Source organism: Chryseobacterium binzhouense (assembly GCF_007474545.1).
GTDB classification, from domain to species: Bacteria; Bacteroidota; Bacteroidia; order Flavobacteriales; family Weeksellaceae; genus Chryseobacterium; species Chryseobacterium binzhouense.
In genome coordinates, this window is the sequence record NZ_VKOG01000001.1 from 1076541 (window position 1) to 1102373 (window position 25833).

At 36.3% G+C, this 25833-nt stretch carries 19 protein-coding genes; 17 read left to right on the forward strand and 2 right to left on the reverse strand.

Annotated elements, in window-relative coordinates; translation table 11 throughout:
* Positions 1–40: 40 nt before the first annotated feature.
* The gene (locus FNE73_RS04935) at positions 41–1471 is read left to right on the forward strand and encodes an SDR family oxidoreductase (protein WP_143883649.1); all 1431 of its coding nucleotides are present in this window, start codon (positions 41–43) and stop codon (positions 1469–1471) included.
* A 57-nt stretch (positions 1472–1528) separates the two neighbouring features.
* On the opposite strand, the gene FNE73_RS04940 is transcribed toward FNE73_RS04935, so the two are convergent.
* Both FNE73_RS04940 and dnaK read right to left on the reverse strand, forming a co-directional pair.
* Positions 1529–2416 carry a Ppx/GppA phosphatase family protein gene (locus tag FNE73_RS04940; RefSeq protein WP_143883650.1) on the reverse strand — a complete coding sequence of 296 codons (888 nt, stop codon included), beginning with the start codon at positions 2414–2416 and terminating at the stop codon, positions 1529–1531.
* A gap of 156 nt (positions 2417–2572) precedes the next feature.
* The gene (gene dnaK, locus FNE73_RS04945) at positions 2573–4465 is read right to left on the reverse strand and encodes a molecular chaperone DnaK (protein ID WP_143883651.1); all 1893 of its coding nucleotides are present in this window, start codon (positions 4463–4465) and stop codon (positions 2573–2575) included.
* Positions 4466–4755: 290 nt separating this feature from the next.
* On the opposite strand from dnaK, the gene FNE73_RS04950 reads away from it, so the two are divergent.
* The 16 genes from FNE73_RS04950 to FNE73_RS05020 all read left to right on the forward strand — a co-directional run bounded on the left by FNE73_RS04950 (position 4756) and on the right by FNE73_RS05020 (position 25717).
* Complete coding sequence (locus tag FNE73_RS04950) at positions 4756–6912, forward strand: glycoside hydrolase family 97 protein (RefSeq protein ID WP_143883652.1); 2157 nt, start codon at positions 4756–4758, stop codon at positions 6910–6912.
* A gap of 216 nt (positions 6913–7128) precedes the next feature.
* Positions 7129–7965 carry a cyanophycinase gene (locus FNE73_RS04955; protein WP_143883653.1) on the forward strand — a complete coding sequence of 279 codons (837 nt, stop codon included), beginning with the start codon at positions 7129–7131 and terminating at the stop codon, positions 7963–7965.
* Between the two features lie 672 nt (positions 7966–8637).
* Positions 8638–10620 (forward strand): PAS domain-containing sensor histidine kinase, encoded by a 1983-nt coding sequence (locus FNE73_RS04960; RefSeq protein WP_185147290.1) that lies wholly within the window; start codon positions 8638–8640, stop codon positions 10618–10620.
* 91 nt (positions 10621–10711) lie between these two features.
* Positions 10712–12061 carry a sigma-54-dependent transcriptional regulator gene (locus FNE73_RS04965; RefSeq protein ID WP_143883655.1) on the forward strand — a complete coding sequence of 450 codons (1350 nt, stop codon included), beginning with the start codon at positions 10712–10714 and terminating at the stop codon, positions 12059–12061.
* Between the two features lie 157 nt (positions 12062–12218).
* Positions 12219–12380, forward strand: coding sequence for a hypothetical protein (locus tag FNE73_RS16685; RefSeq protein WP_185147291.1), 162 nt, complete (start codon positions 12219–12221; stop codon positions 12378–12380).
* Between the two features lie 81 nt (positions 12381–12461).
* Positions 12462–12539 carry a K(+)-transporting ATPase subunit F gene (gene kdpF, locus FNE73_RS04970; protein WP_143883822.1) on the forward strand — a complete coding sequence of 26 codons (78 nt, stop codon included), beginning with the start codon at positions 12462–12464 and terminating at the stop codon, positions 12537–12539.
* A 77-nt stretch (positions 12540–12616) separates the two neighbouring features.
* On the forward strand, positions 12617–14314 hold the full coding sequence (gene kdpA / locus FNE73_RS04975) for a potassium-transporting ATPase subunit KdpA (protein WP_143883656.1): 1698 nt from the start codon (positions 12617–12619) through the stop codon (positions 14312–14314).
* 15 nt (positions 14315–14329) lie between these two features.
* Positions 14330–16351: a potassium-transporting ATPase subunit KdpB gene (gene kdpB / locus FNE73_RS04980; protein ID WP_143883657.1), complete on the forward strand. Its 2022-nt coding sequence runs from the start codon at positions 14330–14332 to the stop codon at positions 16349–16351.
* A gap of 113 nt (positions 16352–16464) precedes the next feature.
* Positions 16465–17025, forward strand: coding sequence for a K(+)-transporting ATPase subunit C (locus tag FNE73_RS04985; RefSeq protein WP_143883658.1), 561 nt, complete (start codon positions 16465–16467; stop codon positions 17023–17025).
* 15 nt (positions 17026–17040) lie between these two features.
* Positions 17041–18129 (forward strand): porin, encoded by a 1089-nt coding sequence (locus FNE73_RS04990; RefSeq protein ID WP_143883659.1) that lies wholly within the window; start codon positions 17041–17043, stop codon positions 18127–18129.
* Between the two features lie 152 nt (positions 18130–18281).
* The gene (locus FNE73_RS04995) at positions 18282–19403 is read left to right on the forward strand and encodes a sensor protein KdpD (protein ID WP_143883660.1); all 1122 of its coding nucleotides are present in this window, start codon (positions 18282–18284) and stop codon (positions 19401–19403) included.
* Positions 19404–19420: 17 nt separating this feature from the next.
* Complete coding sequence (locus tag FNE73_RS05000; protein WP_130913210.1) at positions 19421–19783, forward strand: four helix bundle protein; 363 nt, start codon at positions 19421–19423, stop codon at positions 19781–19783.
* A gap of 36 nt (positions 19784–19819) precedes the next feature.
* Positions 19820–21550 (forward strand): sensor histidine kinase, encoded by a 1731-nt coding sequence (locus FNE73_RS05005; protein ID WP_143883661.1) that lies wholly within the window; start codon positions 19820–19822, stop codon positions 21548–21550.
* Positions 21551–21741: 191 nt separating this feature from the next.
* Positions 21742–22266: a DUF421 domain-containing protein gene (locus FNE73_RS05010; RefSeq protein ID WP_143883662.1), complete on the forward strand. Its 525-nt coding sequence runs from the start codon at positions 21742–21744 to the stop codon at positions 22264–22266.
* Between the two features lie 63 nt (positions 22267–22329).
* A complete protein-coding gene (locus FNE73_RS05015) occupies positions 22330–23553 on the forward strand; it encodes a DUF2254 domain-containing protein (protein ID WP_143883663.1) in 1224 nt (407 codons plus the stop codon).
* A gap of 142 nt (positions 23554–23695) precedes the next feature.
* Positions 23696–25717, forward strand: coding sequence for a BCCT family transporter (locus FNE73_RS05020; RefSeq protein ID WP_143883664.1), 2022 nt, complete (start codon positions 23696–23698; stop codon positions 25715–25717).
* Positions 25718–25833 lie beyond the last annotated feature (116 nt).

Sequence of the window (25833 nt, forward strand, 5' to 3'; positions counted from 1 at the left end):
CTAGCTGAGAAATAATTTTACACACCAAAACTCAAATCTAATGCAAAAAATTCTGCTTACCGGAGCTACCGGATATATCGGAAAACGAATGATTAACGTAATCGCTGCACAAGGTTATCAGGTAATCTGCTGTTGCAGAGATAAAAACCGTTTTTCTAAAAGTGTGGATATTGATGATGCACAGATTGAAGTGGTGGAAGTGGATTTCCTGAAACCTGAAACGCTGGAAAAAATTCCAAAAGATATTTCCGGAGCGTATTACCTGATGCATTCGATGAGCAACAGCAATGATTATGCAGAAATTGAAAAACAATGCGCCGTTAATTTTTCAGATTATATTGAAAAAACCGATTGCAAACACATCATCTATCTTTCGGGTTTGGCGAATGAAAAAGAATTATCTCAACATTTGAGTTCAAGATTTGAAGTTGAAAAAATCCTGATGAAATGTAAAGTTCCGGCAACAGTTTTACGGGCTGGAATTATCATTGGCTCAGGAAGTGCCTCGTTCGAAATCATAAGAGATTTGGTGGAAAAATTACCAGTGATGGTGGCTCCGAAGTGGCTCCATACAAAATGTCAGCCGATTGGAATTGCCAATGTGCTGGATTTTCTGATTTTTACTTTATTTAAAGAACAGGCATATCATAAAAATTTCGATATCGGATGCGATAATGTTTTGACATATAAAGAAATGCTTTTGGAGTTTGCCAAAATCAGAGGACTGAAACGAAAAATTTTTACGGTTCCTGTAATGACTCCGAAATTGTCTTCGTACTGGCTCTATTTTATTACTTCGACATCTTATAATTTAGCTTCTGCATTGGTGGGAAGTATGAAGATTGAAGTCATTTGCAGACCGGAAAGCCTTGCGGAAATTAAACAGATTACCGGAGTTCAGCCATTTTCTTATGATACGGCTCTGAGAAGAACGCTGGCTAAAATTCAAGACAACGAAATTGCCTCAAGCTGGAAAGACAGTTTTATCAGCAGCAGAAGCGATTCCAGCCTGAAGGATTATCTTGATGTTCCGAAGTATGGCTGTTTTACAGATTTGAGAACTGAAGAATATGATGACCGTGAAAAATGTCTCGACAGAGTTTTTTCGTTGGGCGGCGCAAACGGATGGTATGGTCAAAGTCTCTGGAAGATCCGTGGATTTATGGATTTACTGGTGGGCGGACCCGGATTGAGACGCGGAAGAACACATCCCGACAAGCTTCACGAAGGCGATGCCCTGGATTTCTGGCGTGTTCTTTATGCCAATAAAGATGAAGGAAAACTGATTCTTTTTGCTGAAATGAAACTTCCGGGTGAAGCGTGGTTAATGTTTAAAGTCTACAAAGGTAAACTTTGGCAAAAAGCGGTTTTCCGACCGCACGGATTATCTGGAAGATTATACTGGTATTCCGTTTTGCCGTTTCACGGAATTATTTTTAAAGGAATGGTGAAGAGATTGGTTGGCAAATAGTATTTCCTGTAGCATTTACTTATAAGTAAAACAATCAATCTCTATATCGGTTGTTGATTACAAATTTTTCGAGCTTACTTTGTTATAAATATGATGGATAAGACCGTCTGCAACAGATATTTTTGGAACAAAAATCTTCGTGATTTCTGACCATGTCATAACATTGTTGTAAATTTTGAGAGCATGAACCAAAACGTCGGCTCTGTCTTGTCTGAAACCATATTTTGTCATTCTTTCTTCCACCGTAAGCTCATTAAACTCTTTATAAACTTTTTTAAGGTGAGCCGAAGAAATTGGTCTGCCGTCTTTTGTTTTGCTCATTGAGAAAACTTTATTGATATTTCCGCCGGATCCAATAGCCACAATAGGTTTTTTGCTGGAAATATTTTTCTTTATTTCTTCTTTCATTTCCTTCCAATTGCTCTCTGTAACGAGATTATTAAGCAATCTTATAGTCCCAATATTGAAGGATCTTTCGTAGATCATTTCACCGTTTTCATAAAAAGTAAGTTCTGTGGAGCCACCACCAACATCTACATAAAGGTAAGCAAAATTTTTATCAAGTCCTTCTGCCACGTGGTTTTCATAGATAAGTGTAGCTTCTTCGTCCCCCGAAATAATTTCAATATCTATTTCTGAAGTCTGCTTCACCTGCTGTATAATTTCCTGACCATTGGCTGCATCACGCATTGCACTGGTTGCACAGGCTCGGTAATGATCTACTTTATAAATTCGCATCAGATCACTGAAAATCTTCATAGAATCAATGACCATTTTTTTTCGTTCATCACCAATTTTTCCTATGGTGAAAACATCCATTCCCAATCTCAAAGGAATTCTGAGCAGATTAAGTTTAATAAACTCAGGTTTACTGTTCTGAATTTTCACTTCATTGATTAAAAGTCTGGCTGCATTACTTCCTATGTCTATCGCTGCAATGATCATATCTGATGATGAATTTTATTGAAAACTTTAAATATTACACAAATATAGGATAAATGGTGAAAAGATTATTGCCATGACATTCTTTAAGGCAACTTAATAATATAAAAAATCCCCAAGCTTTCGCTCAGGGATCATATTTAATAAGTTCTAGACTTCTTATTTCACTTCTTCGAAATCTGCGTCCTGTACATCTTCTGCACCTCCTGCATTTCCTGCGTTCTGTGCTCCTGCATCAGCTCCCGGCTGTTGACCTGCTGCATACAATTCTTCTGAAGCTGCCATCCATGCTGCGTCTAAAGCTTCTGTTTTAGCTTTTACATCGTCTGCATTTTTAGCTTCAAAGGCTGTTTTTAATTCTCCATGAGCAGTTTCGATGGCTGCTTTTTTATCCGCAGATAATTTCTCACCAAACTCTTTCAATTGCTTTTCAGTCTGGAAGATCAATCCGTCTGCTTTATTAAAGATTTCAACTTCTTCTTTTTTCTTAGCATCGGCAGAAGCATTTTCCTGAGCTTCTTTCTTCATTCTCTCAATTTCTTCGTCAGAAAGACCAGAAGAAGCCTGAATTTTGATAGACTGCTCTTTACCAGTTCCTTTATCTTTAGCAGAAACACTTAATATACCGTTTGCGTCGATATCGAAAGTTACCTCGATCTGAGGAACTCCTCTTGGCGCAGGTGGAATATCTGTAAGGTCGAATCTGCCGATTTCTTTGTTATCGTTGAACATTGGTCTCTCTCCCTGTCCAACTCTGATGCTTACAGCCGGCTGATTGTCAGACGCTGTAGAGAATACCTCAGATTTTTTAGTTGGAATCGTAGTGTTTGCTTCAATTAATTTAGTGAAAACAGAACCCATTGTTTCGATACCTAAAGAAAGTGGCGTAACGTCTAATAAAAGAACATCTTTTACATCTCCTGTCAATACACCTCCCTGAATTGCAGCACCAATCGCTACAACCTCATCCGGGTTAACTCCTTTAGATGGTTTTTTACCAAAGAATTTTTCAACTTCTTCCTGGATGATCGGGATTCTTGTAGAACCTCCTACCAAAATTACTTCGTCGATATCTGAAGTAGATAAACCTGCATCTTTCAACGCTTTCGCAACAGGCTCCATAGATCTTCTTACCAAATCAGCAGACAATTGCTCGAATTTAGCTTTCGTTAAAGTCTTCACTAAGTGTTTAGGACCTGTAGCGGTAGCGGTAATATATGGAAGGTTGATTTCAGTTTGTGGAGAAGAAGACAATTCGATTTTAGCTTTTTCAGCAGCTTCTTTCAATCTCTGTAATGCAATTGCATCAGATTTTAAATCTACACCTTCTTCAGATTTGAATTCATCTGCCATCCAGTTGATAATTACATCATCAAAGTCATCACCTCCTAAGTGTGTATCTCCATTTGTAGACAATACTTCGAATACACCATCTCCTAAATCAAGGATAGAGATATCGAAAGTACCACCTCCTAAATCGTATACAGCAATCTTTTGGTCTTTATGATTTTTATCTAAACCGTAAGCTAATGCCGCAGCAGTTGGTTCGTTGATGATTCTTTCTACTTTAAGACCTGCGATTTCACCTGCTTCTTTCGTAGCCTGTCTTTGAGCATCGTTGAAGTATGCAGGAACAGTAATTACCGCTCTTGTTACTTCCTGACCAAGATAATCTTCAGCAGTTTTCTTCATTTTCTGAAGCGTCATTGCAGAAATTTCCTGTGGAGTATATTCTCTGTCGTCAATTTTTACTTTTACCGTATCGTTTGGTCCTGATACTACTTTATATGGTACTCTTGTGATTTCAGAAGCATCATCTTTAAAATGCGTTCCAATAAATCTTTTAATAGAATAAACCGTTTTTGTTGGGTTGGTTACCGCCTGTCTTTTTGCAGGATCTCCTACTTTTCTTTCACCATCTTCTGTAAATGCCACAATAGACGGTGTTGTTCTTTTGCCTTCTGCGTTAGGAATAACAACAGGGTCTTTTCCCTCCATTACAGCAACACAAGAGTTGGTTGTTCCTAAGTCAATTCCAATTATTTTACTCATAATATTTTATATTTTTTCTAAATTTTAAATTCAATTTACACTCACACTTTCTCAATATCTGTACCATTCATTTTTTTGTGACAAATTGACATATTAAATTAAAATAGCCTGATTAAATAATTCTAAAAGTAAGCTTATTCCAAACAGAACAGCGTTTTTGCTATGAGAACAAAAAAATAAATATCAATGGCGATTATTTAAAAAATGGATTATTATCAGTTTATTAAGTTTAAAATTAAAGCTGGTATCGTACTTGTACTCTTCACAAACCTTTCACAATTTATACCGATATGAAAAAATATAATCTCACCATTGTTGTATTTTTATTCAGCCAATTTCTTTTTCATGCTCAAAAACTAAAGTCGCCGGACGGAAAACTGGAAATGACTTTTACGATTACAGACGGAGTTCCATTTTATAATCTGAAATATAAAGGGGATTTGGTAATTGAAGATTCAAAATTGGGATTAAGAATATTCGACGACACTTACGTACATTTTGCTTCCGAACAGGAGAAAGCAACAGATAACAATTGGGATCTCAACCGTGGTTTCATTAAATTGTCGGAAAAAAGGGATAATAAAAATGAAGAATGGCAGCCGGTCCTCGGAGAAAAGAAAATGTATATCAATCATTATAATGAGCTGAGCGTGACATTGCATCAGTCATCTTCCGACAGAAATATGATTATAAGATTTCGATTGTTTAATGATGGTCTAGGGTTCAGATATGAATTTCCTTATCAGAAAAATTTTGAGCATTTCAGAATTAAGGAAGAAGATACTGAGTTTGATTTTCCTTCAGATATGAAAGCATGGTGGATTGTTGCAGATTACGACTCACAGGAATATCAACCGCAAACGACATTAATTTCTGAAATTCCCGGACGGTGGGACAAAGCCTACGATAAACATTCATCCCAAACTTTAGTAAAAAATGCTGTGCAGTCGCCGCTACTTTTGAAAAAAGAAGGGAAAAATGAATTGTATGTCAATGTGGCGGAAGCTGCTGTCCTGAATTATCCGGCATCTCATTTGGAAGTGGATGCAGAGCGTTATAAATTTAAAACCCATCTTACCCCTAACAAACTAGGCATTAAGGCGTATCTTCAGACACCATCTGTTACACCTTGGCGAACCGTTATTGTATCTGATAAAGCCGCACAAGTTTTAGATTCTAAACTTTTATTCAACCTTAATGAACCTACGAAGTATAAAGATACTTCTTACATTCATCCTACAAAGTATATGGGAGTTTGGTGGGAAATGATTATTGGAAAATCAAAATGGTCTTATTCTACCAATACAAGTGTAAATTTACAGGAAACCGATTTTTCTAAACTTACGCCAAACGGAAAGCATGGCGCAAACAATGAAAAAGTGAAAGAATATATTGATTTTGCATCAGAAAACGGTTTTGACGGGCTATTGATTGAAGGCTGGAATATTGGGTGGGAAGACTGGATGGGACATGACAAAGAATTTGTCTTTGATTTTATTACTCCTTACCCTGATTTTGATATTAAAATGCTGAATGAATATGCACATTCTAAAGGATTAAAGCTCATTATGCATCATGAAACGTCTGCTTCAGCAACCAACTACGAACATTGGGCAGATGAAGCCTTCAGGCTGATGAATAAATATGGTTATGATGCCGTGAAAACAGGCTATGTTGGTGATATTATTCCCAGAGGAGAGCATCACTATTCTCAATGGACTGTTAATCATTATTATCGAATTGCAGAGAAAGCCCATGAATACAAAATTATGGTTAATTCCCACGAGTCAATAAGACCGGGTGGAGAAAGCAGAACTTATCCCAATTGGATTACCTCCGAAGCTGCACGAGGAACTGAGCATGAAGCTTTTAAAGGAAATAATCCTGATCAACAGACTATTCTTCCTTTCACCCGATGGATAGGGGGTTCTATGGATTATACACCTGGAATATTCCAGACTAAGCTAGATTATTATTTCCCGGGAGATAAACGATTTGTAAAAACAACTTTAGCAAAACAGCTTGCTCTGTATGTTGTCATGTATATGCCCTTGCAGATGGCTGCAGATTTGCCGGAAAATTACAAAAAACATATGGATGCTTTTCAGTTTATAAAAGATGTAGCAGCAGATTGGGACGACACAAAGATTCTTGCAGCAGAGCCGGGAGATTATATTGTGACTGCGCGTAAAGAAAAAAATACTGAAAACTGGTTTGTAGGAGGTATTACAGATGAAAATCAAAGAGAATTTATGGTTGATTTTTCATTTCTCGCCAGCAAAAAACGATATGAAGCTACGATATACGAAGATGGGAAAGATGCCGATTATATTGATAATCCCCAAAGCTATCATATTTATAAAAAAGATATTACCAGAAGTACTAAAATCAAAATTAAAATGGCACGCAGCGGTGGTTTTGCTATCAGCATTAAGCCTAAAACCTAATGGTTGTATGATTGGATTTTTTAATAGCAACTTATATTGTCATTTAAAAATTCAAATGGTTAAAATATTCGGGTTAGCCGGACATTTTAAAATTGTTTTTCTATTGGAAGTGATTAGTATCATAAGATTTTAGATCACTTATTTTATAAGTTTGATGAGCCAACAAATCAATTTGGCAAAATTGATAAGGAGACCAATTTAAAAGACTTATAAATTATGAATGCAAAAGGAAAATTGCTGATTATTGGGGGGCATGAAGATCGAAGTGACAACCATATTGATATGGAAGAAGCTAATAATCATTTCTCACCTTATGAAATTCTTAAACTTTTAGCACAATTTAAAGATCACAGGATCGAAATTATTACAGCGGCAAGTTCTGAACCTGAAGATATGAGGAAGACGTATAAGGAAACATTTTCTAAAATCGGATTCACCAACTTTGGATTTATGCATTTGTCTGATGAATCTAAAATTGAAGAGTATATTGAAAGAATAAAGCAGGCAAAAACTGTTTTTTTTACAGGCGGGGATCAAAACAATATCTGTAAAAAGCTTAACAATTCGCCTATAAATGCTGTATTAAAGGAGAGATACTATAATGATAAAGATTTTATGGTGGCGGGAACAAGTGCTGGAGCTATGTGTATGCCGGAGATCATTATCGTTGAAGCAGAGAACGGCGAAGCAATTATTGATAATGATATCCAGCTTGGCAAAGGTCTTGGTCTGTTGAATAGTTCTTTGGTAGATACTCATTTTATACATCGCGGGAGGTTTGGGCGTTTAGCTCATGCCGTACTGAAAAATCAGGAATTATTTGGATTGGGTCTTGGAGAAGATACCGCGCTTCTTATTGAAAATGGAAATCGTGCTATGTGCAAAGGCTCCGGAATGGTAATCGTGATTAGTGCAAAAGAAGTTATGCAGACCAACGTTGAAACTGTTGATAAAGATTGTCCGATATATGCTGAAAATTTGAAGGTAAATCTTTTAACTGACGGATGTATCATTGACTTATCCAGCGGTAATATGGAAAATACACAATGCTAAATGAAAAACAAATAATAGATTTAATCATTGTCTATTGGAATTGTAGACTATTTGTTGTAAATTTGTACCCAGATTCTCATGTTTAATTTGAGTTTTCATGGTTATTAGTTTTTATCCTCGGCATTGCCGGGGATTTTTTATATTATTACTAGTAATAAAACAAAATGAATCGGGTGAATGATTAATTGTTTCCCTTTTTATATCTTAAAAACACATGTTATATAAATATTTATGTATTAGTTACTTATATTTATTAGTTCATGTGATAATTTCAAAATTTTTACGTCGATATTGATAAATCATAACCACATACGTTTGTTATTGCTCTCAGATCATTCTACTTTTGTCTAAGAAATCAAGGACACCAAATTACAAATATATTTTCATCATTCAGTTTTCATGTAGATCAAGGGTTCAGATCACTAGGGAGAGCGAACCCTTTTTTCTACATTTCTTACTAAATCAATAACACAATAATTGTATATAAATGGTAAAGCGAATCCAGATGGAATTCGCTTCCATTTTTTCATATAAAGAGAAACAGTTATTATTGATCCTGATTAAGTATCATAATAGCTTTAAAAATTCATTTATTCTTAAAAAAATGAATAAGTAAATTAGGAGATAATATTAATGGCAATAATGGTTCTTTTATATATATTTGTCAAATTTATGATCCCCGAAGAAAATCCTTTCAATAATAACTTTAGTTCTGATTTAATTATTCAGGCACTAACTTCTTCTTCTGCACCAACAGCTATTTATTCAGGCGAAAATATGGTCATACGTTTCGTAAATGAAGGTATGCTTGCAATTTGGGGCAGGGATTCTTCGGTGGTAGGAAAACCATTAATGGAAGCAATTCCAGAGTTGGAAGGTCAGCCTTTTTTAGGATTGCTTCAGGAAGTTTGGCATACTGGTAAAACTTATTCCGTGTCTGAGGCTCCTGCCAAACTGATCATCAATGGTAAAGAAACGCTTGATTATTTTGACTATGAATACAAAGCACTCACTGATGCTCACAATAAAACATGGTGCATTATCAATACAGCTCTTAAGGTAACTTCAAGACGTGAATTTTTACAGCAGATACGTAAAAAAGAAGAGCTAGAACAGGCACTCAACAGAGAAATGGCAGCAACTCTTGAAGAACTCACTTTAACTAATAAAGAGCTAAACCATTCTTTAAAGCAACTTGCGCACAGCAGAGAATATATCCGTACAATCATTGAGCAGGCTCCTGTAGGAATTGCTATGCTGAAAGGACCCGAACATATTATTGAAATTGCTAATCCGGCAATTCTTAAGATTTGGGGACGCACAGAATCAGAAGTAATTGGTTTTCCACACGAAAAGGTGCGTCCGGAATTACGTGGGCAGCCGGTGAATAACTGGCTTAGAGAAGTTTATCATAGCGGAAATCTTAGAATAAATACAGAATTCCTTGTCAGATTGCGTCATAATGATGGTTTGAGAGATGCTATAGTAAATTCTGTGTATCAACCCATACGCTCCGCTGACGGAGATATTTCAGGTGTTCTGGTAATCCTTGAAGAGATCACCCAACAGGTTTTACAACGCAGAAAAAACGAAAATGATCAGCAAATGCTTGCTCTTGCTATAGATGCAGGGGAACTGGCTACCTTTTATTATCAGCCTTCAACAAATCTTTTTTCGGGAAATACGCTGCTTAAAACTTGGTTTGGACTGGCTTCCCATGAAAATATTGATCTTTCACTTGCATTAGCTGTTATTTTGCCGGAAGATAGAGACCGTGTATTTGAAGCTATCAACAAAAGTCTCAGTAAAGATTCTGACGGAAATTATTTTGTAGAATATCGCATCAGAAATAATACAGATAAAAAAATAAGGCTGCTGCAGGCTAATGGAAGAGTTTTCTATGATCAGCAGGGCAATCCTTTGAGCCTTAATGGTACGCTTAGAGATATCACCGAACAGAAAAAAGAAGAAGAAAGAAAAGATGATTTTATGGGAATGGTAAGTCACGAACTTAAAACACCTCTCACGTCACTTAAAGCGTATCTTCAGGTTTTGCAGCGTATGTCAATGAATACAGAAAACCTTTTTCAGCAAAATACACTTGAAAAATCTTTAAAGCAGGTGGATAATATGAACAGCATGATTAATGGTTTTCTTAATGTATCAAGACTTGATTCTGGACAGATGTATATAGATAAAACTCTTTTTGATGTGGAGTTGTTATTCTCTGAAATTAAGGATGAAGTTCTGGCAACTAACCATACGCACCAGATTATGTTCAAAACATCCGGGCAAATATTTGTACTTGCAGACAGAGAAAAAATATCACAGGTGCTTCATAACCTTATTGGGAATGCAGTCAAGTATTCTCAGCCGGAAACTATAATTACAGTAGAATATCAAACCATTGGTAATACTTTAAAGATTAGTGTTCATGATCAGGGAAAAGGAATTTCCCTAGAAGATCAGCAGCGGATATTTGAACGATATTACCGGATAAAAGGTATCAATAGCGAATCTATTGCAGGATTTGGTATCGGACTTTATCTTTGTAAAGAAATTGTTGAGCTTCACAGCGGTACCATTGAAGTTCAAAGCTCAGAAAACAATGGGAGTATATTTTCATTTGTTTTGCCACTGAATGAACAGAAATAATATATTTTTGAAGTAATCCTAAAGATAAAGTGTTCAGTTTAATATTATTTCGATAGGTAATAATTACATTTGCAACACAATTTTTCATCCATTGAACAAAATTCTCATCATTGACGACGAAGAAAAGATCAGGACACTGCTTTCCAGAATTATCGGTCTGGAAGGTTTTGAGGTTTTTCAGGCTTCTGATCTGAAAAATGCCAGAAAAAGACTTGAAGTTTCTGAAATTGATGTCATTATCAGCGATGTGAAGCTTCCGGACGGAAGTGGTGTGGAGTTTTCTAAAATTATCAAAGACAATTATCCTGCTTCAGAAGTGATTCTCCTGACAGCATTCGGAAATATTCCCGACGGTGTACAGGCTATCAAAAACGGTGCTTTTGATTATATTACTAAAGGTGATGACAATAACCGGATTATTCCGCTCGTGTATAAGGCTTTGGAAAAGGTAAAGCTCAACAAACGTCTTTTCCAGCTGGAAAAACAGTTGGGTGACAAACAGTCTTTCGATAATATTATCGGGAAATCTTCGCTTATAAAATCTGCCATTGTTTCTGCAAAAAAAGTTGCGGTGACAGATGCTACGGTGCTTTTAACGGGCGAAACAGGAACAGGAAAAGAGGTTTTTGCACAAGCCGTTCATAATGCAAGTAACCGAAGCAGACAAAATTTTGTAGCCATAAACTGTTCTGCTTTTGGCAAAGATCTACTGGAAAATGAGCTGTTCGGACACAAAGCCGGAGCCTTTACAGGCGCAATGAAAGATTCTAAAGGTATTTTTGAGGAAGCTAATAACGGAACGGTTTTCCTGGATGAGATCGGAGAAATGCCTTTGGATCTGCAGGCAAAGCTGCTTCGTGTTTTGGAATCCGGCGAATTTCTGAAAGTTGGCGACAGTAAACCGACGAAAGTCAACGTAAGAATAATTGCTGCAACCAACCGGGATTTGCAAAAAGAAATTGATAACGGAAACTTCCGGGAAGATTTATATTATCGGATCAATATTTTCAATATAGTTTTGCCATCTTTGAGAGAAAGACCTTCAGACATTGAAGAACTTGCCTATTTTTTTCTCAGAAAATTTTCAGGTAAGATCGGAAAAAAAACAACCGGTATTTCCGATGAGTATCTTAATTCACTCAAAAAACATTCCTGGAAAGGAAACATCCGTGAGCTTAGAAATATTATTGAAAGGAGCGTGATTTTGGAAGAAAGTCAGGAATTGTCTGTCAGTAGTCTGCCGTTTGATTTACAGCAAAATTCCAGCACAAATTTATCTGAGAATAAAATTTTATCGGCTTTTTCAATGGCAAGTGCAGAGAAACTTCATATCCAGAAAATCCTCAATCACACCAAAGGTAACAAAGCTGAAGCCGCTCGTTTGCTGGAAATCGGCATTGCGACACTTTACCGTAAGATTGAAGAATATAAAATATCATAATCAGCCTATCATTCTGATAACGAGCCTATCATTTTGATAGGTTTTTTTATTTATTTAAATCTCAAAATTTAATGTATTTAATTGTAAATGAATATATTAAATTCAATTTAATTAAATCGGAATATATCTTGGCATAGTTGATTCAAATAATTAAAGAATGAATCATCGAAAAACATTACATCCAATCACAAGATTTACTCCACAATCTTCACAAAAAGAAACTGAAAATCCATTAAAGGTTGTTCCCTGGAATCTGTTGGTTACATTTTACGGAATAATCATTTGCGCTGGAATTATTTACAGAACATTCAATCCATAAAATGATGACATTTATACTCACGTTATCAGGAATTTTCCTGTTTATCATCTTTTTTTTAACAGTTAAATATTTTGAAAAGATATGATTGCATTATTCATCATTGCGATAGCCGTATTCGGATATATGTGCTACGTGCTGATAAAACCAGAAAAATTTTAAAAAGTAAAAATGTGAGAAGTTAAAATTTAAGGTCAATCCTTCGTACGTTTTACATCTCACTTCTAACGAATATAATTATGAATACAGAAATTTTAGGAATTATCCTGATGTTTGCTATCACCGTAACTCTGGCGATACCCTTAGGAAGATACATAGGAAAGATCTTTACCAAAGAAAAAACCTGGCTGGATGGGATTTTTAACCCAATCGACAAATTATTTTACAAAATTTCAGGAATTGATCCCGAAAAGGAAATGAACTGGAAGCAGCATCTTGCCGCATTGCTTACCATTAATGCGGTTTGGTTTCTCATTTCAATGTTTGTACTTACCAATATGAGCTGGCTTCCCCTGAATCCCGACAACAACCCTTCAATGAGCGGAGATTTGGCTTTTAATACCGCCGTAAGTTTTGTGACCAACACCAACCTTCAGCATTATTCGGGAGAATCCGGATTGTCTTACTTAGGACAATTAACCTTAATGCTTTGGCAGTTTATTTCTGCAGGTTGTGGTATTGCGATTGCCGCTGTGGTTTTCCTTGCCATGAAAGAGAAAACGACTGATAAATTGGGGAATTTTTATTTTCTATTCATCAGAACCTGCACCAGAATTTTATTTCCGGTTGCAGTAATTGTAGCTTCATTATTGGCTCTAAACGGTACTCCGATGACGTTTGAAGGTAAGGAAAAAATTATTACTCTTCAGGGAGATGAGGTTGAGGTAAGCCGTGGTCCGGTGGCAGGATTTGTAGCAATCAAACAGTTAGGAACCAATGGTGGGGGTTTTTTTGGACCTAACTCTTCGCATCCGCTGGAAAATCCTAGCTATTTTACTAACATGGTCGAAACCATATCGATTATGCTGATTCCGATAGCGATGGTATTTGCAATGGGTTATGTTTTAAAAAGAAAAAAGCTGGCGTTGACTGTTTTCGGAGTAATGACCGTTGGATTTTTACTTTTATTGATTCCAACAGTAATTAACGAAATGAATGGCAATTCAGCTATTGAAAAAATGGGAATTACTCAGAATTTGGGTAGTATGGAAGGAAAAGAAGTTCGATTCGGACCGGCTGCTTCCGCATATTGGGCAATCAATACAACGGTGACGAGTAATGGTTCCGTTAATTCCATGCACGATTCATTAACCCCGCTTTCCGGAATGAATGCTATGCTCGGGATGATGGTGAATGCATTTTACGGAGGTGTTGGTGTTGGTTTTCTTAATTTTTACATCTTCATTATCCTGGCGGTTTTCATCAGCGGATTGATGGTCGGCAGAACACCGGAATTTCTTGGTAAAAAAGTCGAAGCCAAGGAAATGAAAATTGCCATGATGATTGCACTTCTTCATCCTTTTCTAATTCTTACAGGAACTGCCATCTCCAGTTTTATGGTTGCACACAATCCCGATGAATACGGAAGCTGGCTAAATAATCCTGGGTTTCACGGTTTCAGCGAAATGTTGTATGAGTTTACCTCATCCAGTGCCAACAACGGAAGCGGTTTCGAAGGATTGGGAGACAACACACCATTCTGGAATATTGCCTGCGGAATCGTAATGCTGATGGCAAGATATTTACCGATTATCGGTCCGGTAGCTATTGCAGGAAGCCTTGCTGCCAAAAAATACATTCCTGAAAGCGCGGGAACTTTAAAAACAGATACCGCAACATTCGGCTTAATGGTATTTGTAGTAATTGCTATTGTAGCAGCTTTATCATTCTTCCCGGCTCTGGCTTTGGGACCTATCGCTGAATATTTTTCAATGTAATTAATTATTAAAACAATGAAAGGAAATAACAATTTGTTTCAGGCAGAATTAGTCAATGAGGCACTGAAACAATCAATTATAAAACTTCACCCTTCAAAAATGTTCCGCAACCCGGTGATGTTTATGGTATACATCGGAACTCTGGTAATGACCGGAGTATGTATCTGGATTGCGATGGGTGAAAAAAGCCAGGGAAGCCTGGGGTACAATATCATCGTAACCTTTATTTTATTCATCACGCTTTTTTTTGCCAATTTTGCAGAGGCTATCGCTGAAGCAAGAGGTAAAGCACAGGCGGATTCTTTAAGAAAAACAAGAGAAGAAACTCCAGCTAAAATACTGGCTTCAAATGGAGAAGTTAAAATAGTTCCGTCCAATCAGCTTAGAAAAGGAGATGTATTTGTTTGTGAAGCAGGAGACATCATCCCGTCTGACGGAGAAATTATCGAAGGTTTGGCTACGATTGACGAAAGTGCCATTACGGGAGAATCTGCTCCGGTAATCCGTGAATCTGGCGGAGATAAAAGCAGTGTAACCGGAGGAACAAAAGTGCTTTCTGATAAAATTAAAGTAAAAGTAACAACAGAGCCTGGGGAAAGCTTCCTTGATAAAATGATTGCTTTGGTGGAAGGTGCTTCCAGGCAGAAGACACCCAATGAAATTGCTTTAACCATTCTTTTGGCAGGTTTCACATTGGTTTTCATCATTGTAACGGTCACTTTAAAACCTTTCGGTGATTACGCCAATACACCGATCACGATTGCGGCGTTCATCTCCTTATTTGTTTGTCTGATCCCAACAACGATTGGAGGATTATTATCAGCCATCGGTATTGCAGGAATGGACAGAGCTTTAAGAGCCAATGTGATCACCAAAAGTGGTAAAGCGGTAGAAACTGCAGGAGATATTGACGTTCTTTTATTGGACAAAACAGGAACTATCACGATCGGAAACAGAAAGGCTACTCATTTTTATCCGGCAAACAGCATAGACGAAGCCGTTTTAGTTAAAGCAGCCGTACTCAGCTCAATGGCCGACGATACACCGGAAGGAAAATCAATTATTGAACTCGCAGGTATCAATCCTTTGAGCTATGAAGTAAAAGAACCGCAATTCATCAGTTTTACGGCAGAAACAAGAAGTTCGGGAATTGATTATGAAAACATACGAATCAGAAAAGGAGCAACTGACGCAATTAAAAATATTGTTACAAATTCGGGCAATCTATTTCCGGCAGAGGTTGAGCAAAAGGTCAGAGAAATCTCGCAAAACGGAGGAACACCGCTCGTGGTTTCAGAGAATGAAAGAGCGCTTGGGGTTATAGAACTTCAGGATATCATCAAGCCGGGAATCAAAGAACGTTTTGACCGTTTAAGAAAAATGGGAATCAAAACCGTTATGGTTACGGGAGACAATCCTTTAACTGCCAAATTTATTGCTGAAAAAGCCGGTGTAGATGATTTTATCGCAGAGGCAAAACCTGAAGATAAAATGAATTACATCAAAAAAGAGCAATCGGAAGGAAGATTGGTAGCGATGATGGGAGACGGAACCAACGATGCTCCAGCTCTTGCTCAGGCAGACGTAGGTGTTGCGATGAACAGCGGAACACAGGCTGCCAAAGAAGCCGGAAATATGGTGGATTTGGATAACGACCCGACTAAACTGATTGAAGTGGTTGAAATCGGAAAGCAGTTATTGATGACCCGTGGAACGCTTACAACATTCAGTATTGCGAATGACGTAGCCAAATATTTTGCAATCGTTCCGGCATTGTTTATTGCTTCGATTCCGGCATTGCAGGGTCTTAATATTATGGGACTTCATTCTCCGGAATCAGCGATTCTTTCTGCAGTAATTTTCAACGCGATTGTCATCCCGATGCTGATTCCTCTGGCTTTGAAAGGTGTAGCTTATAAACCAATTGGAGCTAGTGCATTATTGAGAAGAAATCTTCTGATTTACGGTTTGGGAGGTGTTTTAATACCATTTATCGGAATCAAATTAATTGATTTACTCGTGTCAGTATTTATTTAAACTAAAAATAATTAATGTTAGGACACCGGTACAGGTGGATTTATCTGAAATTTTAATAGTAAATTACTATCCATCTGCCCGGATTCTAACAATCAATTTTAACAATAAAAGAAATGAAACAAAATATATTACCAGCCATCAGATTAACACTTTTCTGCGCTGTATTTTTCTCAGGAATCTACACATTTCTCATCTATGGAATCGCTCAGACTGCCCCGAATAACGGAAAAGGAGAAATCATTGAGCATAATGGGAAAAAATTTTACGCTAATGTAGGACAGAAATTCGATAAAGACGAATATTTTTGGTCTCGTCCGTCGGCTGTAGATTACAACGCTGCGGGAGCAGGGGGAAGTAATAAAGGACCTTCAAATCCTGATTACCTAAAAGAAGTTGAAGGCAGGATTGAAAACTTTATGAAGCACAATCCAACGGTTAAGAAATCTGAAATCCCTTCTGATATTGTGACGGCGAGTGGAGCGGGTTTGGATCCGAATATTTCGGTTCAGGCCGCTAAGGTTCAGGCTCAAAGAATTGCCAACGTTAGAAAAATTGACCTCAGCAGGGTGAATTCACTCATCCAAAACAGTATCGAACCTCCTTTCCTTGAGATGTTCGGAACAGAAAAAATCAATGTTTTAAAACTCAATATCGCATTAGACGGTTTGAAGTAAATTATATTACTAAAAATGAAGAAATTATCATTACTTGCATTTGCAATGCTTGGCGCATTTTCTACACTGCACGCTCAGGAAGAAACAGAAACTAAAAACCCTTTAAAAATCTCTGGATATGCAGAGGTGTATTACCAGTACGATTTCAATAATCCTGAAAACAACACAAGACCCGGATTTGTGTACAGCCACAACAGAAACAATGAGGTAAACCTTAATTTGGGATTTGTAAAGGCTAATTACGAAACCGAAAAATTCAGAGCCAATGTAGCTTTAGGTGTGGGAACTTACATGAATGCCAATTATGCGGCAGAACCGGGTGTTCTTAAAAATATTTATGAGGCCAATGTTGGGGTAAAAATATCAAAAAACAAAAACCTCTGGATTGATGCGGGTGTAATGCCATCACATATCGGTTTTGAAAGTGCAGTAAGCAAAGATTGTTTTACTTTGACCAGAAGTATGTTGGCAGACAACTCGCCTTATTTTGAAAGCGGTGCCAAAATCTCTTACACCAGCGACAGCGGAAAATGGTTTGTAAGTGCTTTAGTTCTTAACGGATGGCAAAGAATCCAGCGTGTAGACGGAAATTCAACCGTAGCGTTCGGACATCAGTTGACTTATAAACCTAACGATAAAATTACCCTGAACAGCAGTTCTTTCATCGGTAACGATAAGCCGGACAGCATCAGACAGGTGAGATACTTTCACAATCTGTACGGAAGTTTTCAAATCAGTAAAAAGTTTGCTCTGATTACAGGGTTCGACATCGGAGCTGAGCAGAATGCCAAAGGCAGCGAGCAATATAATATTTGGTATTCACCTGTGGTTATTGCAAAATACAGTCCTGCAGAAAAATTGAGTTTTGCTGCGAGAGGCGAATATTACCAAGATAAAAATGGTGTTATTGTGCCTACAGGAACAGAAAAAGGTTTTCAGACTTTTGGATATTCAATGAATGTAGATTACTGGATTCTTCCTAATTTGGTTTGGAGAACGGAAGTAAAAAACCTGAACAGCAAAGACCAGATTTTCTTTAACAGAGATAATGAATTAAGGAAAAATAATTTATCGGCTGTTACATCACTGGCTGTTAGCTTCTAATAAGTGAGAAGTTTGAAGTGAAAATGTAAAAGTGGAAACGGTATTTATTGGTAAAAATTAAAGTTTTTTTTCTCACTTTAAGTCTTAATTTCTCGTTCTACATTACATATCACTTTTTTACTTCTAACTTTTTACTTCTAACTGAAAAAATTATGGACGAAAAAAAATCTGCTCAGGATTTCCTCAGTCTGATCAAAAAATCAAGACGCGGAAAATTCAAGATCTATATCGGGATGAGTGCAGGCGTCGGAAAAACTTATCGGATGCTGCAGGAAGCGCATTCACTTCTGTCAAACGGCATTGATGTAAAAATCGGTTATATTGAAACGCATCACCGTAAGGAAACACACGCATTGCTGGAAGGTCTGCCAATCATTCCCAGAAGAAAATTGTTTTACAAAGGAAAAGAGCTGGATGAACTGGATGTACAAGCAGTCATTAATCTTCGTCCGGAAGTAGTGATTGTGGATGAATTAGCACATACCAATATAGAAGGCAGCAAAAACCAAAAACGATGGCAGGATGTTTTAGAAATTCTGGAAGCAGGAATTAATGTCATTAGTGCGGTTAACATTCAGCATATCGAAAGCCTGAATGAAGACATCAAAAGCATAACGGATATCGAAGTAAAAGAAAGGATTCCCGACAGCGTTTTGGCTCAGGCGGATGAGGTAGTGAACATCGACCTGACCGCAGAAGAGCTGATTGACCGACTGAAAGCTGGAAAAATATATGATCAATCAAAAATCAATTCTGCACTGAGCAATTTCTTTAAAAGTGAAAACATCCTCCAGCTTCGTGAATTAGCTTTAAAAGAAGTGGCATCACAAGTGCAGCGAAAAGTGGAAACAGAAGTGTCGGTCATTAAAAATATCCGGAAAGAACGTTTTCTGGCCTGCATCAGTTCCAATGAAAAAACCGCAAAAAATGTGATCCGAAAAGCGGCAAGACTTGCGAATTATTACAACAGTCAGTGGTATCTGCTGTATGTTCAGATTCCAAAGGAAAAACCGGATAAAATTGCGCTGGATAAGCAGAGATATCTTATTAATAATTTTAAATTAGCAACAGAATTGGGAGCAGAAATTATCAAGGTTGAAGGCTCAAATGTTGCACAAACCATTATGCAGCAATGCGAGGATAGGAAAATTACGACTGTATGCATCGGGAAACCTCATCTCAGTATCTGGAAAATCATTGCTGCAACAGATACTTTCAATTCACTGCTCAATAAATTATCAAAAGAAAATATAGACTTAGTTATATTAAGTTGAAAATTTAAAATTGAAATATGAAAAATCAAAATATTTTAAAAGATAAGTCTTACCTTTTTGCGGTAAGAATTGTAAAGTTTTATAAATTTTTGAAAGACGATAAAAAAGAGTTTATTCTATCAAAACAAGTTTTAAGGAGCGGAACTTCTATCGGTGCAATGGTGGAAGAAGCTTTGCAGGGAGAAAGTAAAATGGATTTTATTCATAAACTTTCAATTGCAAACAAGGAAGCAAATGAAACGAGATATTGGATAAGATTATTGAAAGATACAGATTTTATAGACGAAAAATTATCACAGTCTCTTATTTTTGATTTGGAAGAATTGATAAAACTTTTGGTTTCAATCATTAAAACAACTAAGAATTCTGTTGCTAAGTAATTTCAATTTCTAATTCACAATTATCAATTTATTAAAGTGAAAATTAAAACAAAACTCAATATTGGTGTCGGTTTGCTCTTTATCATGATTTTTGTATTGTCGGTTCTGAGCGGATGGTACATTAATCAATTGAAAAAAGATACCAATAACATCCTGAAAGCCAACTACAACACATTAGAATATTCCCGAAATATGCTTTTGGCGCTGGAGGAAATAAATTCTGACCCGCTTGCTTATCAGGTTTTTCAGAAATATTTACACAAACAGCAGAAAAATGTAACAGAATCCGGTGAGAAAGAAGCCACAGATAATGTTTCCGTACATTTTGAAGCATTGAAAAAAGACACCGGAAATATATTTCTTCAATCATCCATAAGAAAGGATATTGCAGAACTGATGCAGCTGAATATGAGTGCGATCGAACACAAAAGTAGCATTGCAGATTCTACTGCTGAAACTGCGATAATGGTAATTTCCGTTACGGGAATGCTGTGTTTCATTGTTGCGTTTATTCTTTTGGTAAATCTGCCGTCTAATATTGCGGATCCTATTAAGATTCTGACAGAAAGCATCCGGCAGATCGCCAATCAGAACTATAAAGAAAGGGTTCATTTCCAAAGCAAAAGTGAGTTTGGCGAACTGGCAAAATCCTTCAATACAATGGCGGAAAAACTTCAGGAATATTCTGAAAGTAAGCTGGATAAGATCATAAGAGGCAAAAAACGTATTGAGACTTTGATTGATAATATGCACGATCCCGTAATCGGTATTGATGAAAATAAAAAAGTGCTTTTTGTGAATGATGAAGCTCTTAAAATTACAGGATTGAAAAAAGAAGCTTTTGTAGGAAAACTGATTCAGGATGTAGCAGTAACCAATGACCTTGTGAGAGATTTGATCAGAGAATTGATAAAGCCTGACAATATCAATCCAGATAAAGAACCTGTAAAAATATTTGCTGACAGTAAGGAAAGTTATTTCGAAAAAGAAATAATTGATATTAACGTAGTTCCAACCGGAGAGCAGGAAAGCCGCTTTATTGGTCAGGTAATAATGCTGAGAAACATTACCCCTTTTAAAGAATTGGATTTAGCTAAAACCAACTTTTTAGGAACAGTCTCGCATGAATTTAAAACGCCAATTTCTTCTATTAAAATGGGCTTACAACTCTTAGAAAACGAACAAATCGGAAACCTGAATAACGAGCAGAAAAATTTGGTGAATGGAATCAAAGAAGATGCTAACCGACTTCTGAAAATTACTGGTGAACTGCTCAATATTACTCAGGTAGAAAGCGGTTCCATACAGTTGAATATAAAGTCTTCGGACATCAAAGCAATTATTGATGATGCCGTAAAAGCCAACAAGTCTGCCTCGGAACAGAAAAATATTCACATTAATGTTACAATTGATGATAATATTACAAACGTCTTGGCAGATAGTGAGAAAACATCCTGGGTTTTGAATAATCTGTTGTCTAATGCCATCCGCTATTCATATGAAAATGCTGAAATTGATATTGAGGTTTTCGGTGATAGTGAGCATATTTGTTTTTCGGTGCAGGATTATGGAAGAGGGATTGAAGAAGAATATTTAGACAGAATTTTTGAACGCTACTTTAAAATTCCGGGAACAAAAAAACAGGGGACAGGTCTTGGATTAAATATCAGCAAACAGTTTATTGAAGCACAAGGTGGAAAAATTACTGCTAAAAGCGAATTGGGAGCAGGAAGTATATTTACTTTTTTGTTGAAAAGAGATAAGTAATTTACTGAATAAAGCCGCTTAAAATTAATCAGGCTAAGATTTGTTATTAAAAGTACCTTTTAAGGAACATTAATTGCACTATAATTTTGCATTCATAATACAATTATGAAGTTTAACTATTAATTACAAAGATAGTTTGTCATTAGAATGAACATCTCATGATAATCTGTTATAAAAATCACAAAATTATTATGGAAAATTTGTTTTTTGACAATTGGGAAAGTCTTGTCAGAACTTTTATAGTGGGATTATTAGGCTACTTCGCATTGATATTGATGCTTAGAATATCTGGTAAAAGAACATTATCACAAATGAAAGAATTTGATTTTATTGTTACCGTTGCTTTAGGCTCTACGTTGGCAACATTGTTATTAAGCAAAGAAGTTTCACTGGCAGACGGTATTTTAGCTCTTGCAATGCTAATCTCATTACAATACCTTTTGGCATATCTGTCTTTAAGATCCAATAAAGTTTCTAAACTCATCAGCTCAGATCCAACATTGTTGTTTTACAAAGGAGAATTTCTTTGGAGCGCATTAAAAAAAGAAAGAGTAACAGAAGCAGAGGTGCGTTCTGCATTGCGTAGCAATCAAATTACTTCTCTGGAAAATGTTGAAGCTGTTGTCATGGAAGCAAATGGTAAATTCACAGTAGTGAAAACGGGTTCGCTTTCAGATAAAGATTCGCCTTTGTCCAATGTAAAGAGAATTGATTGATCTTCAATATTCCAAAAAAATTGTAATCATAGGTAAGTTGATTTGCTTATAAAAATTTGAACCATGAATAAAAATATATTCAAGTCTGTAAGAAAGATCTATAAAAATATTACCAACAGTATCGCATTTATTCCCGGAACAGTAGCATTTGCGTTTTTGGTATTATCGTTTTTTATGGTTCAGTTTGATTTTTCTGATGCAGGAAAAGAAATAAAAAGCAATGCATATTGGCTTACATTAAAGGACGCAAGTACCGCAAGAACCATCATTTCAACCATTACAGGAGGAATTATCTCTTTGACTGTTTTCAGTTTCAGTATGGTAATGATTTTACTCAATCAGGCGGCATCGCAGATGAGCAACCGCATTTTAGACAAACTCATAGGAAATCGTTTTCAACAGACTATCTTAGGCTTTTATATCGGAACAATTGTGTATGCACTTTTTTTGTTGAGTACCATAAGAGATATAAATTCAGGTATTTATGTACCGGCTATCAGTACTTATTTTTTGATCGCTCTTACAGTTGTAGATATTTTTTTATTTATATATTTCCTGCATTATGTTACTCAATCGGTGAAATATGATACAATTATCCATAGAATTTATGATGCTGCCTGTCATTCACTTAAAGAAAATTGTATTTCGGAAGATATTTCCGATCCTAGCTTTTCTGTAAATGACTACTTTCCAATCAACGCATATAAGTCCGGCATATTTCAGGGATTTCTGCGTGACAGCATGTTGAGAATCTGTGAAAAAGAAGATATCATTATTGCTTTTAATTATCCTGTAGGAACCTTTGTTATACAAGATACACCATTGATGAAGGTTAACAGAGACGACATTTCTGAGGATTTGCTGAATGAGATCAATAGTTTGATAGACATTCATCGGGGTCAGAATATTGATTCATCATACCATTACGGATTCCGGCAGTTAATGGAAGTTGCTATCAGAGCTTTAAGTCCGGGAATAAATGATCCGGGAACTGCTGTTTTGAGTTTACAATCACTAAGTCAGTTATTAGCATTTCGGTTGAAAAACAATCCGTCAAATCAAATTAAAGGTGACAATGGTTGGGTAAGGATTATAACCAAAGAACGCTCGTTTACTGATCTTTTTAATGAATATATCTATCCTATATGGGACTATGGTAAAGATGACCGCCTTTTGATCAACGAGATGCATCACATTCTAACTCAGCTACAAGAATTGCACGATACAAAAGCAATACGTGAACTTTTAGCGGTTGTAAAGGAGGCTAAAATTAAAAAGGGTATTTAGGCCGCTCGCAATAAAAATTACACAAGCCTTTACTAAATAATTTTTTTTGAAAATAAAAATTCAGACAGAATTTAAAGTCTGTTAAGAAAAATATTGGATATTCCATTTATGTTTTTTTGTTTTTTCCTCGTAAATTTAGTCAATGAATATTTTAAAAAAATATAAAATAAGAAGCACTCTCAAAAAAGGGATCATTGTTCCCAGTATGATTTTTATTGTCGGAATCTGTCTGGTTTCAGCAATATATCCTAAAATAACCGACGGTTTATTAACAATCGTTAAAAATTTTATTTTTGTGAATCTCAACTGGATTTACGTTTGGGCAGTAACGATATTTGTGATTTTTCTGGTATATATCATGACAAGTTCATACGGAAATATCCGTCTTGGCAGAAATGACAGCAAACCGGATTACAGCTTTTTTTCGTGGCTCTCTATGCTTTTTGCTGCAGGAATGGGAATTGGTCTGATGTATTTTAGTGTGGCAGAGCCAATGCAGCATTATTCTAATGATATTTTTTCAGGAAAATCTTCTGTTCAAAGAGCTCAAAATGCTCAGCTTTATACTTTTTTCCATTGGGGTATTCATGCCTGGGCAATTTATGGTGTTGTCGGGCTGGCTCTTGCTTATTTTTCCTACAGGTACCGGCTTCCATTGTCACTGAGAAGTTGTTTTTACCCGTTACTTAAAGATAAAATTAAAGGAAAATGGGGAAATGTTATTGATGTTTTTGCATTATGCAGTACTTTTTTCGGAATTACCACAACATTGGGATTTGGTGTTGTACAGATCAATTCGGGACTTGTAACGCTTGATATTTTACCTGAAACCAGTTTTTTATATCAAATTCTGATCGTCGCTGTTTTGGTTTCACTTGCCATATTATCTGCAGTAACAGGATTAGATAAAGGAGTGAAAATTTTAAGCAATGTCAATATTATTGCTGTCGTAGTTCTGTTGATTTTTGTATTGGCTTTGGGACCAACGGTTTATCTGATCGGAAGCTTTACTGAAGGAATTGGGACGTATATCAACAGCTTTTTCAGCCTTACTTTTAATACTCATGTTTATGAAGAAAATACCCAGTCATGGTTCTATGACTGGACGATTTTGTACTGGGCATGGTGGATATCATGGTCGCCGTACGTAGGACTTTTTATAGCAAGAATCTCAAAAGGAAGAACAATAAGAGAATTTGTATCTGCGGTGTTGATTTTACCAACTCTTTTCAATTTTATTTGGATGTCTGTTTTTGGTAATAGTGCAATATGGTTTGATGCCAATGTTGCCGACGGATTTTTGAGTAAAATGGCTAGAGATCCGGACGGATTGATGTTCCAGTTTCTTGAATATCTTCCTTTTACTCAACTGGTAAGCTTCTTAGTCATAGGCATTATTATCATTTTTTTCATAACGTCTGCAGACAGCGGTATTTATGTGATGAATAGTATTGCTACAAAAAATTCGAGAGTTTCACCAAGATGGCAGACCGTTGGTTGGGGATTATTGCTGGCAGTATTGTCATTAATGTTGCTCAATGCAGGCGGTTTAGCTGCTTTGCAAAGTATGACACTTATTACGGCACTGCCTTTTTCAATCATTATGCTCTTATTTATCATAAGTCTTGCCAAAGCATTGATCATAGATAAAAATTATTACGAAAAAGATTTTTCATCAACAACGGTTCCCTGGTCGGGTGAGCACTGGAAGGAAAGACTGAAACAGATTGTCTCATTTAATGATGCTCAATCAACCGAAAAATATATCCAAACCACCGTAATGCAGGCATTTGAGGAGCTGCTTTCCGAATTTGCGGTAAATAAAGTGGAGGCAAAGATCAATTCTGAAAACATTCCGCAAAGTATTGAAATTGAAATCAGGTATGATATCATCAACAACTTTATCTATGGTGTAAAAAGTGAGCCTAAAGTTGTTTCAGAGCATTTGCTGAATGAGGAAAATCTTCCCGGATCTGAAGAGGATCTCATTTATTTCCCAAAATCATATTTTGGTGACAACAGGGAAGGATATGATGTAAAACTTTTTACAAAAAACGAACTCATTTCCGATGTTTTAAAACACTACGAACGCTTTTTAGAAATAATTTCTGAAGAAAAAAATACAATGTTTATCAGCAGTGATGCTAATCACCGTTTCAAGTAAAATAGGCAAACGCAAGATCAGTTTTTCACTTGCTACAACAGAAAGTTTATTATAGTTTTCTAATTCTTTCATAAATAATTTTTAATTCATGGAAAATTAGCTGTCAACCAGTTTAT

Coding starts and splice junctions, on each gene's coding strand:
- FNE73_RS04935 (WP_143883649.1), top strand. CDS start 41: ATGCAAAAAATTCTGCTTACCGGAGCTACCGGATATATCGGAAAACGA.
- FNE73_RS04940 (WP_143883650.1), bottom strand. CDS start 2,416: ATGATCATTGCAGCGATAGACATAGGAAGTAATGCAGCCAGACTTTTA.
- dnaK (WP_143883651.1), bottom strand. CDS start 4,465: ATGAGTAAAATAATTGGAATTGACTTAGGAACAACCAACTCTTGTGTT.
- FNE73_RS04950 (WP_143883652.1), top strand. CDS start 4,756: ATGAAAAAATATAATCTCACCATTGTTGTATTTTTATTCAGCCAATTT.
- FNE73_RS04955 (WP_143883653.1), top strand. CDS start 7,129: ATGAATGCAAAAGGAAAATTGCTGATTATTGGGGGGCATGAAGATCGA.
- FNE73_RS04960 (WP_185147290.1), top strand. CDS start 8,638: ATGATCCCCGAAGAAAATCCTTTCAATAATAACTTTAGTTCTGATTTA.
- FNE73_RS16685 (WP_185147291.1), top strand. CDS start 12,219: ATGAATCATCGAAAAACATTACATCCAATCACAAGATTTACTCCACAA.
- kdpF (WP_143883822.1), top strand. CDS start 12,462: ATGATTGCATTATTCATCATTGCGATAGCCGTATTCGGATATATGTGC.
- kdpA (WP_143883656.1), top strand. CDS start 12,617: ATGAATACAGAAATTTTAGGAATTATCCTGATGTTTGCTATCACCGTA.
- kdpB (WP_143883657.1), top strand. CDS start 14,330: ATGAAAGGAAATAACAATTTGTTTCAGGCAGAATTAGTCAATGAGGCA.
- FNE73_RS04985 (WP_143883658.1), top strand. CDS start 16,465: ATGAAACAAAATATATTACCAGCCATCAGATTAACACTTTTCTGCGCT.
- FNE73_RS04990 (WP_143883659.1), top strand. CDS start 17,041: ATGAAGAAATTATCATTACTTGCATTTGCAATGCTTGGCGCATTTTCT.
- FNE73_RS04995 (WP_143883660.1), top strand. CDS start 18,282: ATGGACGAAAAAAAATCTGCTCAGGATTTCCTCAGTCTGATCAAAAAA.
- FNE73_RS05000 (WP_130913210.1), top strand. CDS start 19,421: ATGAAAAATCAAAATATTTTAAAAGATAAGTCTTACCTTTTTGCGGTA.
- FNE73_RS05010 (WP_143883662.1), top strand. CDS start 21,742: ATGGAAAATTTGTTTTTTGACAATTGGGAAAGTCTTGTCAGAACTTTT.
- FNE73_RS05015 (WP_143883663.1), top strand. CDS start 22,330: ATGAATAAAAATATATTCAAGTCTGTAAGAAAGATCTATAAAAATATT.
- FNE73_RS05020 (WP_143883664.1), top strand. CDS start 23,696: ATGAATATTTTAAAAAAATATAAAATAAGAAGCACTCTCAAAAAAGGG.